This window comes from Paenibacillus sp. FSL R7-0204, from assembly GCF_038002225.1.
GTDB lineage: Bacteria > Bacillota > Bacilli > Paenibacillales > Paenibacillaceae > Paenibacillus_AQ.
Genome location: NZ_JBBOCA010000001.1, coordinates 3,884,158 through 3,896,982, shown reverse-complemented (window position 1 = coordinate 3,896,982; position 12,825 = coordinate 3,884,158). Strand labels below are relative to the sequence as shown.

General features: G+C 48.7%; 13 protein-coding genes. 12 read left to right on the top strand and 1 reads right to left on the bottom strand.

The genetic code is table 11. From position 1 onward, the window contains the following. Positions 1-6: 6 nt before the first annotated feature. The 8 genes from MKX42_RS17240 to MKX42_RS17205 all read left to right on the top strand — a co-directional run bounded on the left by MKX42_RS17240 (position 7) and on the right by MKX42_RS17205 (position 8,713). The gene (locus tag MKX42_RS17240) at positions 7-1,578 is read left to right on the top strand and encodes a glycoside hydrolase family 3 protein (RefSeq protein ID WP_340753560.1); all 1,572 of its coding nucleotides are present in this window, start codon (positions 7-9) and stop codon (positions 1,576-1,578) included. A 231-nt stretch (positions 1,579-1,809) separates the two neighbouring features. After that, a complete protein-coding gene (locus MKX42_RS17235) occupies positions 1,810-2,265 on the top strand; it encodes a GntR family transcriptional regulator (RefSeq protein WP_445669328.1) in 456 nt (151 codons plus the stop codon). Beyond that, positions 2,258-2,947: an ABC transporter ATP-binding protein gene (locus tag MKX42_RS17230; RefSeq protein ID WP_340753559.1), complete on the top strand. Its 690-nt coding sequence runs from the start codon at positions 2,258-2,260 to the stop codon at positions 2,945-2,947. Before MKX42_RS17235 ends, MKX42_RS17230 begins: the two co-directional genes overlap by 8 nt. Next, positions 2,944-3,756, top strand: coding sequence for a hypothetical protein (locus MKX42_RS17225; RefSeq protein WP_340753558.1), 813 nt, complete (start codon positions 2,944-2,946; stop codon positions 3,754-3,756). The genes MKX42_RS17230 and MKX42_RS17225 overlap by 4 nt, the downstream gene beginning before the upstream one ends. A gap of 14 nt (positions 3,757-3,770) precedes the next feature. Further along, positions 3,771-5,018: a hypothetical protein gene (locus tag MKX42_RS17220; RefSeq protein ID WP_340753557.1), complete on the top strand. Its 1,248-nt coding sequence runs from the start codon at positions 3,771-3,773 to the stop codon at positions 5,016-5,018. A 123-nt stretch (positions 5,019-5,141) separates the two neighbouring features. Further along, on the top strand, positions 5,142-7,004 hold the full coding sequence (locus MKX42_RS17215) for a beta-L-arabinofuranosidase domain-containing protein (protein WP_340753556.1): 1,863 nt from the start codon (positions 5,142-5,144) through the stop codon (positions 7,002-7,004). Positions 7,005-7,116: 112 nt separating this feature from the next. Continuing rightward, positions 7,117-7,740, top strand: coding sequence for a TetR/AcrR family transcriptional regulator (locus MKX42_RS17210; protein WP_340757709.1), 624 nt, complete (start codon positions 7,117-7,119; stop codon positions 7,738-7,740). Positions 7,741-7,885: 145 nt separating this feature from the next. After that, entirely contained in the window at positions 7,886-8,713 is an 828-nt protein-coding gene (locus MKX42_RS17205) for a hypothetical protein (RefSeq protein ID WP_340753555.1), read from the top strand. A 114-nt stretch (positions 8,714-8,827) separates the two neighbouring features. Here MKX42_RS17205 and MKX42_RS17200 read toward each other — a convergent pair whose 3' ends face one another. Further along, positions 8,828-9,064, bottom strand: a complete 237-nt coding sequence (locus MKX42_RS17200) for a helix-turn-helix transcriptional regulator (protein ID WP_340753554.1) — start codon at positions 9,062-9,064, stop codon at positions 8,828-8,830. 236 nt (positions 9,065-9,300) lie between these two features. Between MKX42_RS17200 and MKX42_RS17195 the strand changes: the two genes are divergently transcribed. The 4 genes from MKX42_RS17195 (at position 9,301) to MKX42_RS17180 (ending at position 12,769) form a co-directional block, all read left to right on the top strand. Continuing rightward, positions 9,301-10,710, top strand: coding sequence for a transcriptional regulator (locus MKX42_RS17195; protein ID WP_340753553.1), 1,410 nt, complete (start codon positions 9,301-9,303; stop codon positions 10,708-10,710). 187 nt (positions 10,711-10,897) lie between these two features. Continuing rightward, positions 10,898-11,113 (top strand): aspartyl-phosphate phosphatase Spo0E family protein, encoded by a 216-nt coding sequence (locus MKX42_RS17190; RefSeq protein WP_340753552.1) that lies wholly within the window; start codon positions 10,898-10,900, stop codon positions 11,111-11,113. Beyond that, positions 11,088-11,765 carry a response regulator transcription factor gene (locus MKX42_RS17185; RefSeq protein WP_340753551.1) on the top strand — a complete coding sequence of 226 codons (678 nt, stop codon included), beginning with the start codon at positions 11,088-11,090 and terminating at the stop codon, positions 11,763-11,765. Before MKX42_RS17190 ends, MKX42_RS17185 begins: the two co-directional genes overlap by 26 nt. Further along, positions 11,762-12,769, top strand: a complete 1,008-nt coding sequence (locus MKX42_RS17180; protein WP_340753550.1) for a HAMP domain-containing sensor histidine kinase — start codon at positions 11,762-11,764, stop codon at positions 12,767-12,769. Before MKX42_RS17185 ends, MKX42_RS17180 begins: the two co-directional genes overlap by 4 nt. The last annotated feature ends 56 nt before the right edge of the window (positions 12,770-12,825 follow it).

The following is a 12,825-nucleotide window of genomic DNA, read 5'->3' as shown; positions in this document are numbered from 1 at the left end:
ACAGTTATGCAGCTGAATGAAGTGAATTCACCACAAGCTCCGGCAGCCATGAGTCTGGAGGACAAAATATCCCTGATGTGCGTGGTCGGAACCCCCTCCACAGCAGCAGAGCCTGACTTCCGTGAACGGATGTCTCAGAACCGGTTCGGGGGGATCGGCTTGTTCCCCCATAATGTTAAGGATGAGCAGCAGACGCTGAGGCTGATGGCGGAGGTTCAGGCCATTGCCGGAGACTCCGGCCTTCCCCAGCCTTACTATGTATCGATTGATGAGGAAGGAGGTACGCTCTCCAAGTTCAAGACCTTTTATCCTTATATCCCCGGTAACCGTGCAGCCGGATTAAGCCTGGATGCTGAGACCGCTTATCTCCAGGGTAAAATCATTGGCAGCCAGCTCCATGCGCTGGGCATCCCGATGAACTGGGCACCGGTGCTGGATGTGAATACGAACATAGACAATCCAGTTGTAGGGGTGCGTTCCTTCGGCGAAGACCCCGAAGTCGTAGCCGCTTTCGGCAAGGCATACATCAGCGGTATGCATGAGGCAGGCGTGGCGGTCACGGCCAAACATTTCCCCGGCCATGGACAAGTCAGCGGGGATTCCCACGTTGTCCTGCCAGAGTGCGAACTCACAATAGAGGAGTTAATGAACGGGCCGCTGTTGCCATTTATCGCTGCCATCGAAGCCGGGGCCGATTCAATCATGATGGGACATCTCGTATTTCCTAACATTACCGAGTCGGCAGGACTGCCTGCTTCACTGAGCCCCTTCTTTGCAGGAGACTTACTGCGCAGCAGGCTGGGCTTCGAGGGTGTCATCTGCACCGACGACATTGAGATGGGCGCGATCAAGAAGAATTTCAACCCGGATGAGGTGGGCGTACTGGCTGTGCTGGCCGGCAATGACATGATTCTAATGTGTCATACGCCAGAATACCAGGAGCGGGTGATCGCCGGCATCCGCAAGGCTGTTCTGGACAGCGTCATCGATGAATCGAGAATTGACGAATCGGTCAACCGTATACACCGCCTCTATGGTAAATTCCGGCAATACCAGGGGGCAGCCCGGCCTATTTCGCGCGAGGGATGGAATGAGTCGGCCCTTCAATATGCACGCCGCACGGTCAAGATCAGCCGCGATCCGCAACAATTGCTGCCGCTGTCTGCCGCGCATCAATATATGCTGATCTTGCCGCGCCAGGAGCAGCTCACCATCGCCGACAACTCCGGTGGACAGACAATCGGCTTGGCAGCGTTGCTGGAAGCCCAAGGCCTGTCCGTACAGGTAGAGTATTGCAGCATGAAGCCTGAAGCTGCGGAGATCGTTGACTTATGTGTCAAAGCTGCCGGACATACCGTGATCCAGGGGACACTGAATGCCCATCTGTTTCAGGGACAGCTCGAACTTGCCGCGCAGCTTGCCGCCGCCGGACCGCTGCTGAACCTGGTGCTGCGTAACCCGTATGACGATGCGCACCTGCCACAGAACGCCGGAAGCATCCTGCTGTGCTCGACCTCCGATTATTCGCTTCAGGCGCTGGCGGAAGTGCTTATTCAGAGGCCTGAAACAGCCGGATAAGACTATATACGGCACGATTGAGTACCAGGGAACGAGCCACAATTATTAATTACGCCATTATATAAGGTATAGGGCAAAAATTGAGTTTTGCGGAAACCGTTGATCTGAAAAGATTCAACGGTTTTTTTGAACCACAACCGATTGACAAACAAGTGTATTAACCACATAATACATCTTGTAGTGTATGCACCACTTAGTACACACACATGTGAAGATAAGAGGGTGTCGCTTGTGAACAAAGTCAACGAATGGGCCACAATCCCCTTCAACAGTCGTGATCCTGTCTATCTTCAAGTCGTTCGCCTGTTTAAGGAGAAGATCGTAACCGGCGTTCTCCAGTCTGGCCAGACCATACCGTCTAGGCGAGAGCTGGCTGCCCTGCTAAAGATTAATCCCAATACTGCGCAGAGAGCTTACAAAGAAATGGAGGATCAGCGGTTGATTGTAACGGAAGGCAACTCTCCCAGCCGCATCACTATGGAGCGGGAGGTGTTGAGACAGATTCGGTCGGAGCTGCTCGGTAAAGCCGTTGAGGCGTTTGTGGCTTCCATCAGCAGCATTGACGTTCCGTTAGATGAAGTCCTGGATGTGGTTCAACGAAAATATGAGAACGCTCAAGTGAAAAAAAGAGAACAGCCAACGGGAGAACCCTTCGGCAGTGAGCAAGGAGGAAACAGCAATGATTGAGCTTGAACATGTCAGACAAAGATATGCTTATAAAAATGTGCTAAAAGATGTCACGTTCACTGCTGAAATGGGACAGATCACTTGCCTGATCGGGCTTAACGGTGTAGGCAAATCAACAATACTCAAAGCGATTATGGGACTAACGCCGATTCATGGAGGGTCCATTCGAATTGAAGGTAAGCCGATTAGCTGGAATACTTATGAGCGGGTCTCCTATATCCCTGATCACCTGGCTATTCCGCCTTCCATGAAGCTAGCTGACGCTCTCCGGTTCATGGAAGACTTTTATTGCAGTTGGAACAAGGATAGAGCGAACGAACTCATGCGCTTCTTTGATCTGGATTTCCAGGAGCGTATCCGCCAATTGTCGAAGGGAACAGCAGCCAAGTTCAATCTGGTGCTCGGCTTGGCCCAAGACTCTGATTATGTAATCATGGACGAGCCCTTCTCCGGAATTGATTTGATCAGCCGGGAGAGGATTGCCGAAGTATTCTCCAGCGAAATGGTCGGCAGCCGCGGTGTTCTACTGACCACTCACGAGGTGGGGGAGATCGAGCATCTCATCGATAAAGCGGTGCTGCTGCGTGAAGGGACTGTTGCCCGCAGTTTTGAGTGCGAACAGCTACGAAGCGAGGAGAACAAATCCGTCGTTGACGTCATGAAAGAGGTGTACCTCGCATGAACAGATATCTTAAGCTTGTTCATTTGGAAGTCCAGCGCTTCCAGTATGTGCTTTTCAGCTTAATGAGCTTGACGGCAGTCTTTCAAATCATCAGACTTGTGCTTGCTGTACAGGTAAGAGTTAACAACTGGAAAGAGGCCGCCCGCTTGGAGAATCAAACACCGCATAACTTTTCATTTGCCGATATCATCGGGGATTCACAGTTCTGGTTCACCATTCCTATTTTGATCAGCATTACGGTATTGGGTCTGTATGTCTTTCTGATTTGGTACCTGGACTGGATCGGCCGTGATAAATTTGCCTACCGGATGTTTACCCTGCCGACAGCAAGGTGGAACGTATATATAGCCAAAGCTACTGCTATCTTTCTGTTTGTTTTTGCCTTAGTCGCTTTTCAGCTGCTGCTCCTGCTGTTAGAGCGCCAATTGTTCAACTGGATGGTTCCCGCTGAATATCGCATCTCGTCCTTGTTTGCCGAAGCCGTCGCATCGAACCGGGTATTCAATCAAATCTTACTTCCACAGGATGGACTGCAATTTGTTGTTTATTATGGTATCGGCATTCTGGCTGTCTGCGTTATCTTTACGGCAATCTTGTTAGAACGATGCTACCGCTGGACAGGCATTATCTATGCAATCTTATATGTTGCCGCCTGCGGGACTGTCATCGGGTTCACAGTACATCTTAATGCGTACGGTTATTTCTATCCGCGAGAGCTCACAGCCATCCGTATGGTGGTATACCTTGCTGTGTTAGGTATAACGCTTACGCTGGGCTTCAGACTAATCTCCAAGAAGATCACTGTGTAAGGAGGGAATGACTTATGAAACGCTATGCAATTACTTGTGCGCTTATTTTGTTGACAGTGGTTTCGCTCGGCACCTATTATGCGTTTGGGGCTGAATTGCGCCTGCCGGAATATCAGCTGCAGACCATAGAAGGAGACCCTTCCCTGGCAGATAAGTTAACGTTGTCAGGCAGTTATACCGGTGGCAAAGGCTCGTATCCCATTGAGGTATTAACATCAGGCAGCAAGAGAATCGAGCGGACGTTCAGGGATCAATGGATGAGAGACCAAGGTCCGCATGAACAATTTTATTCCGATTTAAACGCGCTGTATGAAGAGCATTCAGGGTTCATGCGAGGGAAGTCGGATGCTTATGGCTTTTACTCAGATCAAGAAGTAATTATTTATGCTAAAGCCAGTTATGCTACACCGAAAGATTCGCACCAAGAAGGGACTATTCGTTGGAGTATAGATTCACTGGATTTGACAACCGGGGAGCAAACCCGTTACACGGATCAACAGCCCAGCTTTGCATTCTACGCTAATGTGATTGACGTACAGAAAATCGGATCTGAAGTGCATGTACTCACCGAGGTCAGCAGAGAAAACAGTGACAATGAGGTCATTGATAAGGTGTTTGACATCGAGCGGGGAGAGCCAGTTCGGAGTGTCGAGCTGCCATTAGGGGCAACATCCGGTACCGGACGGGAGCTGCGAATAAAAAGTATCGCCGAAGCAAAGCCGACTGTAGCTAACTCCCGGGTGTTGTTTGTGGTGACAGAGCAGAGCGAGGGCCAGCCTGGCAAAGCAGTTTCTACAAACGAAGTCACAATATTCACTGAAAAAACATTTGAGTATCGCTACGCTTCTGAAGACCTGAAGGAGTTGCCGCCCGTAACGGGGACCATAAGAAACGAACCGGTAACTTCGACAACCCGTATCTTGGAGGGAGACATATTCACCTCCTTGCATATCTCGGAGGAGGCAGTAACCGTAGACCGCTATGACCTGTCCTCCAACCTCGCTCATTCCCAAGTGACTATTGAGGCAAGTCAAATAGGCAAAGGGAGGATCAGTCAAGCACAGGTGGCGAATGGCCAGGTTTATCTGCTGCTGCAGACCGGTGACTATTTTAAGAATAACAACATGCCTATCGCGGCAGTTGCCGATGCTGCTGACGGCCATATTCTCTACAAAGGCACGCCAGCAATCGTTAAAGCGAACGGAAGACCAGCCGATCAACTGGATGAGGTATCGTTGTTGAACATGTATATCACAAGATGAACATTCACTGGCTAATCATCAGTATGAATCAACTTTATATTCGTATCCATCATTGGATTAAGACGCAGGCTTCTTTATAATTTCATTGTGCAAACAATGTCATTCCATTAAGGGGCTGCAGCAATGAGAGAACTGAAGGGCAAAGAGGTCATTCTTCAAGATCATGATTTGAGACGCAGGGAAGAGGCCAACCGCCGGTATTTGATGAAACTGACGAATGATAATCTCCTTTTTAACTATAAAGTAGAGGCGGGAAGATATGACGGCAGGGATATCCCGGAAGATGCCCACGGGGGCTGGGAGACGCCGGTCTGCCAGATCCGCGGCCATTTTCTGGGACACTGGCTGTCTGCGGCAGCGATCCGGTATCATGAGACCGGGGATCTGGAAATCAAGGTGAAGGCCGACCTTATCCTGGATGAGCTGGCTGAATGCCAGAAGGACAACGGAGGACAATGGGCCGCACCGATTCCTGAGAAATATCTGCATTGGGTGGCCCAAGGCAAGGCAATCTGGGCGCCGCAATATAATATTCATAAGTTATTTATGGGTCTTGTCGATATGCATCAATTCACCGGGAGTGACAAGGCGCTTGATATCGCGGACAGATTCGCTGACTGGTTCGTCGATTGGAGCAGTACCTTCACCAGAGAGAAATTCGACGATATTCTGGATATGGAGACAGGCGGTATGCTGGAGGCTTGGGCTGATCTGCTGGAGCTTACCGGGAACGATAAATACACTGTTTTGCTGGAACGGTATTACCGCAGCAGACTGTTCCGCCCATTACTGGAGAATAAAGACCCGTTGACCAACATGCACGCCAACACGACCATTCCCGAGGTACTCGGCTGCGCCAGAGCTTACGAGGTCACCGGCGGGCAGCGCTGGATGGATATTGTCACGGCTTACTGGAAATGTGCGGTCACTGAGCGGGGAATGCTGGCTACCGGCGGTAATACGGCGGGTGAAGTATGGATGCCGAAGATGAAGATCAAGGCCCGCCTTGGAGATAAGAATCAGGAGCACTGTACAGTGTATAACATGATTCGCCTGGCTGAGTTCCTTTTCCGGCACACCTCGAATCCGGCCTACGCGCAGTATATTGAATATAATATGTACAACGGCATTATGGCTCAGGCCTATTACCAGGAATACCATCTGACCGGCAACAAGCATAGCGATCCGGCAACCGGGCTGCTAACCTACTTCCTGCCGATGAAGGCCGGGCTGCGGAAGGACTGGAGCACGGAGACGGATAGTTTCTTCTGTTGTCACGGAACAATGGTCCAGGCCAATGCGGCGCTCAACAGAGGCATCTATTATCAGGAGCAGAACGATATCTATGTCTGCCAGTATTTCCGTTCGGAGCTGACCACCGGGATCCACGGAGAGAATGTGCGGATTCAGCAATCCCAGGATCATATGAGCGGAAGCATGCTGAACTCCTCGAACACAGCCGGGCAGCAGGAGCTGAATGAGATTACTGCACTTCATGAGAACATGCCGGATTACAGAAAATATGATTTCACCGTCCATACCAGCTCTGCCAGCGAGTTTGCCGTCCATCTGCGCATTCCAGACTGGATCATGTCAGAAGCTGTGATCTATGTGAACGGGGAGCTGCACGGGAAGTCTGCGGATCACTCCGCCTTCTATACGATACTGAGAGAGTGGCAAGACGGCGACCGGATCAGCATCATTATGCCGGTAGGCATCCGCTTCATTCCTCTGCCGGACGACGGGCAGACTGGCGCGTTCCGCTACGGACCGGAAGTACTGGCTGGCATTACCGAGAACGAACGAATTCTCTACACCCCGTTGGCGGATGCAGCCGGTGAGATCATCATGGAGAACGAACGGGAGTGGGGGAGCTGGCGTTACTTCTTCAAGACCACCCGCCAGGACCCGGGCATTCAGCTCAGAAGAATCCGGGATATCGGGTATGAGACTTATCAGGTGTATTTCCCGGTGCGAAACGAATAGATGTTAGAACGGCCACCTGCATCCTGCAGGTGGTTATTTTATGCGTAAATTTATTTTTGAACGATCGGTCGTTAAATTATTGACATTTCATTAGGTTAATCCTTATAATGACATAAATTCAATCGAAGGGAGCCTGAGGGTTATCAAGAAGAAAGAGATTACATCCAGTTATATCATCCAGGCCGCATTTGAGCTTTTTGCTGAGTATGGCATAGAGAAGACGAGTCTGGGCTTGATTGCCAAAAAAGTGGGGATCACCAAATCCTCTATTTATTATCATTTTGCGACCAAAGAAGAGCTGATCAGCCGGACCTTTGCGCATATTTTCCGGGATCATCATTTTACAGCGTACTTTGATACGGAATCCGCCAATAAAGACAATTTTGCAGAAATATTACTCAGCGGCGGTCTAAGCATGCTGCCAAGCGGTGAGGAGGAGTATCGCTCCACATTAAGGGTGCTGAGTGAGTTTGCGATGCTGGCCGAGCGTGATGAGCAATTTAGAGCTCCGCTATTAAAAATTCAACAGGATTTTGTTAACGGTTTTGTTCAACTTCTGTCGAAGGGCGCTGAATTCGGGCTTATTGCTTCTTCAACCATCGGGGTTAACGCAGCCATTCTTGCCTTGCTTATTGATAATTTGTCCAGATGCAAGATGATGAGGATGGACCTCGAATATGAGCAGATTTGGGAAGAGGCTGTCCGAAGAATAATTCTTCGTGAAGATAACCAGTAACTTACAGGGGGGCAACTACACTTGAAACATATTATTATTACAGGAACATCCAGAGGAATCGGTGAATCCCTGGCTAATCAATTAATCGACCCGTCCCACCATCTGATATGTATATCCAGAACGCCGAACCAAGGACTCATGGAGCGTGCGAAGCAACTGGATTGTCAAATGGATTATTTTAATCTACACTACTAAAGGCTATTTCGGTTCGCAGCTTGACTTCAACCGCAGAGGACGGAGAGTTACAGGGAGTACCATGAACCTATGGCAGTATTTCCCGAATGTCTTGGCAGAGCTGGGCCTGACCACCGTCAGCTTCACGCAGACCCGCAAGAGTATTAGAGCGCAGCTAAGCAACGGATTGCGGGTTATTTTCCAATACTCGGCGGACCATGGCGATTATCTGCTGGAGCGGATCAGTAGCCGTTACAGCAACTCAAGAAAAATCAACCGCATCATAGCTGAGCCAATGATCCTGGCGATGGAGAGCATGGGTTGTACAGTCAGCGAATACCTGAAGCAAGGCGGATTCTTCAAGCTGCCGGAGCAGCAGAACCTTCCATTCCCGGAATTGCTCACACTTTGTACCACCAAAGAAAGCCACAGCAGTATCACGGGAACGATATTGGGATTTCAATTTAAGCATTGGCTGCTGGAGATTTTTTATGATGAGGAGCTGCAGTTTACAGGCGAGAATATGAAATTCACCGGGGATCACGAAGGGGATGCGAAAGAGGAAGAACAGCAGGATAACGAATTCCTCACGTGGGGGGATTTCCGGGCGTTTGCCCGGCATAACGGTATTCAGATCATGGAGCAATGCCGCAGTCTGGATGTCATGATCGTCTTCCTGGATACAGGGGCCAATGTGCATTTTAATTATTCCGAAGACCTGGGAGATTATGTTGTCACTGTGTTAGAGGGCGACGGAATGCGCTTGCGCGACAGCTACAGGAGAATTTATAAGGTTTAATACGTGTATTCATATGAAAATAAAAAAACCACCAGTGAAGATTTAGAACCTTCATCGGTGGTTTTTTTGCGTATAGAATGAATTTTTTGCCGTGAAAAAATTGACTTTGGAAATTCAATTGCCATTTTTTTGCGCATCTGCACGTTGATTTGAGTATTTCCATTCATCTACTTCACGGGGATCAACACCAAACAAGTGACTGATGAGCAGCGCCAAGGTAACATTCGGGAGTACCACACCGTACTCAATATTCTGGTAGTTGCGCAAAGTGCATTTCATGGTGTCATTGATCTGATGTACGATGGATTCTTGGGTATACCCTGCGGCTTTCCGTGCATCCTTTATCCTCAAAATGCAATATCTCCCTCAACTTTTCGGTATGTTTTTATGATAGGGGAGGAGAGCCGTTAATTTAACGATTTATAATACACGAAATATATTGCGCATTATAATTTTATGGATATAATAATAGATGTAAACGGGTTAAATAGTAAAATATCCCTTTATATTGACCGCTGTTTGATTCAACCTTAGTATCAACTATACGTATGTTTTTAATCCTATTTTATGGAAGGAGGTATGTTAGTTTGGGATCGGTACATTCTATCCGGGAAGAACTGCTCGCGTATATGAACGGAAATCAAATGATACATTCCCATTTTGCGGAGTTATCGGGTCTCAATTCAGGTACGCTCAGCCGGATCTTAAAAGGTAAACATCCAATCTCCATGGCACAACTTGCTGCGATTACTGCTGGAATGAAGCTGCCGGAGGACTATTTTTTTGAAGACTACATCGAGGAATGCTTTGCTTTTGTAGTCTCCATGCGGCGGATACGCCCCTTTATTTTCCGCTCAGCCCAGTTAGATCGTCTGGATTGTCTTGAACAGATTGTGAACCGTCTGCTGGAGGATTTGTCTTATGCCTCTTTACTGTTTGAATTCGCTGAACTTTTGTATGGGGACAATAAACGCCAAGCTGCAAGGATACTGTATCAGGGTGTGAGCGAAGCCGAAAAGTATCAGCATTCCGAACGGTTAGCGTTATGCCAGTACCGGATATTTCGGATTGAAATAGAAGACCAGCACGATCTGGAGGAGAAATTACGCGCAGCTGCTCAATTTGAGTTGTATGTATATCGCTTAGACGCAGCCGATCAGCTCGATGCAATGAAACAGCTGATGCATATTTATGGTCTGGTACACAAGTGGAAGAGAGTGGACGAACTCGCTAAGAAAATGCACCGGATTGCATCCATTCAATATGAACTGGAAAACCGCCGGTCAGACACAATAGATGAAGGGTTGAAGCGTCCTGAGCGTCCTTGCTACTATTATATTCTGTACGCTTACTTAGCCAGAGCTACTGCCAGCGAAGAGTGCGGCGACTATAAGCGAGCATTATCCTTTGTGAAAATGTATGCAAATGGTGAACGCTGGGTTCATGAGAACGACGAGCAATCCAGGCAGATCATTGCACAATTTTCAAAATGGGCTGTTGCTAATACCTATCTGTACCGATTGATGACCGGAGAATTGGATGTATTAGATGAGTATGCAGACTATATAGCTCTTCACGAGAATGAAATATTTGTGGCAGTGCGTTATATCGTTCGAGCGGCGAATGTATTTAAGCTTAATGTCGACAGCATCTTGGATCGGTTCGCGCCATATATACCTTATGAATCCAGCAAGACAGAGTTCGGTGAATACAAGCAGACCATTCTAAAAGAGAGCTATGCGCAATTCCTCATCGAGCTGGCAATCTATCTTTTCAATCACAACAAGAGTAAGGAGCAGGCATTGAACACTGTATTGAAAGGATTGGAAATATCTATTGCCATGAATAGCAGTAAAAATATGGTTGCTTGTATGATTCTTTTTGAACAGTATAGGGATTTTGCGGATCAAGAACTGCTGGAAAGATTTAAAAAACTATCAAGTGAGGTGTATCAGCTCAATGCAAAAAAAGATCTTATTCTTCTTGACGCTCTGTAGTGTTTCGATTGTTATTTCAACGACTATAACCTTGGTGACTACGATGGGGCATGGCTGGGGAACTTAATCATTTTCGCAAAATATACAAGGGTGCTCCTGACATCTCGGGGGCATCTATTTTTTTGCAATTAAACGAACATCCTATTATCTGACATAAAACCCTAAGATAGCATAAAGGGAGGATTCTATGGTGAACAGAAATATGCTCGTACATGTCCGGATTGAACGTGCCCGTAACCGGCTTCACCTTCTGGCGGAGAAACATCATGATCTTCAGCATCCTGCGGTCCTTAAGCAATCCATGGTATTGGATGAATTGATTAACCAGTATAATAAGAAGGGAGAGCCGCAGAGATTAATAGAGAGCAGGGAATCACTTGAGAACAAGCATACTTTATATTGAAGATAATGAGAAAATCGGCACTTGGGTTAAAGAGGAGCTGGAGCAGCGCGGATATTCGGTACAGTGGCTGTTATCCGGTGAGGGAACCGAGGCTGAGGTCGCGGAGTATGATGTCGTTATTCTGGATATCATGTTACCGGGCTTAGATGGATTCACTATAGGCAAGAGGTTGAAAAAGGCGGCACCCGCCGTCCCTGTGCTGCTGTTGACCGCCCGGACCTCTGTTGACGATAAGGTGGAGGGTTTACAATTCGCGGATGACTATGTCACTAAGCCCTTCCATACCGATGAATTAGTGGCCAGGCTGGAGGTATTAATCCGCCGTAGCGCCGGAGTCTACCCGGACCGTATTACACTGGGCACTCATATTGAAGTCGATATGAAGCTCCAGACCCTCTATGACATACGAACAGGAGAAGAGATTATATTGACCGGGAAGCAGCATCAGATCCTGATGTATTTCCTGCGCCATCCGAATCAGGTTCTGCCGAAGGAACAGCTCTTTGAAGCCGTCTGGGAGGAAGCCTATCTCCCTGGCGACAAGACCTTGCTGGTACATCTCCACCGGCTGCGGCAGAAGCTGGAGCGTGACCCGGAGACCCCGGAGATTATTGAGACGCTGAAGGGAATCGGCTACAGGGTGAAGCTATGAAGCAGCCCCGCTCCTTGTTCCGGCATTTTCTGAAGCTGCACTTTCTGTTCATCCTTCTTCCGCCCCTCTCGATGATCGTCTTCTCATCGTTCTTCGGAACTTCCGGGCCAGAAGCAAGGTTCAATACGCTGAATCTGTTTTACATTACAGTCCTTATGTTCACGGGTATTATTGTGGCGTTCGTTGTTCTATCCTGGCTGTTCTTCTGGAGACTCCGCAAACGTCTAACCCGCTTACAAGAAGCTATGTCCGCTACTACCGCTGCTGATTCGTGGACAGAGCCTATCCTGATTCAAAAGGACCGCATGGATGAAATAGACCTGTTAGGCGTTTCCTTCAACCGGATGATCCGGCAGCTGGAAGACAGCCGCAGGCGGGAGCAGGAAGAGGCCGGGCTGCGGCAACGGCTCATTGCCAACATGTCCCACGATCTGCGGACACCGCTGACCATCATGCGGGGACATGTCAACCGGCTGAACAAAGAACCTATGAGTCCAGAAGGAAAGAGCTCCTTAGCCGAGATCAACCAGACCATTACCCGGACCGGCGAGCTGATGGATGATTTGCTATCGTATACTTTGCTTACCTCAGGAAAATATCCCTTCGAGCCTGCCCACACAGACATGGGGCGCCTGGTAAGAGCCTCGGTTGCTGCGTGGTATCCGGTTTTTGAAGAACATGGCATTCAGGTCGATGTTGATCTGCCCGCAGAAGAGACCTTCCACTGGACAGCAGATCCTGGGTGGATGACCCGGGTGCTGGATAATCTGTTTCAGAATATCATTCGCCATGCAGCGGACGGGAAATATGCTTGTATCGCCGTGGATGTGCAGCAGGAACGGATTCTTGTCGCTGACAGCGGTCCGGGCATGGATCGCTCCGCTCACGGTGGCGGGGCGGGAATAGGGCTGTCGACCGTACAATACATGCTGAATACAATGAATCTGAAGGCTGAATTCAACTCCAGCGGGCAGGGGACGAGGGTAGTCATTGGCAAAATGTAACCTGAAGTTAACCCGGAAGTAAACGGCCTGCCCACCGGAATGTAACCTTGCAGCTG

What these genes read in the sequence shown, in the direction of transcription:
- MKX42_RS17240 (WP_340753560.1), top strand. Translation starts at nt 7, where the DNA reads ATGCAGCTGAATGAAGTGAATTCACCACAAGCTCCGGCAGCCATGAGT.
- MKX42_RS17230 (WP_340753559.1), top strand. Translation starts at nt 2,258, where the DNA reads ATGATTGAGCTTGAACATGTCAGACAAAGATATGCTTATAAAAATGTG.
- MKX42_RS17225 (WP_340753558.1), top strand. Translation starts at nt 2,944, where the DNA reads ATGAACAGATATCTTAAGCTTGTTCATTTGGAAGTCCAGCGCTTCCAG.
- MKX42_RS17220 (WP_340753557.1), top strand. Translation starts at nt 3,771, where the DNA reads ATGAAACGCTATGCAATTACTTGTGCGCTTATTTTGTTGACAGTGGTT.
- MKX42_RS17215 (WP_340753556.1), top strand. Translation starts at nt 5,142, where the DNA reads ATGAGAGAACTGAAGGGCAAAGAGGTCATTCTTCAAGATCATGATTTG.
- MKX42_RS17190 (WP_340753552.1), top strand. Translation starts at nt 10,898, where the DNA reads ATGGTGAACAGAAATATGCTCGTACATGTCCGGATTGAACGTGCCCGT.
- MKX42_RS17180 (WP_340753550.1), top strand. Translation starts at nt 11,762, where the DNA reads ATGAAGCAGCCCCGCTCCTTGTTCCGGCATTTTCTGAAGCTGCACTTT.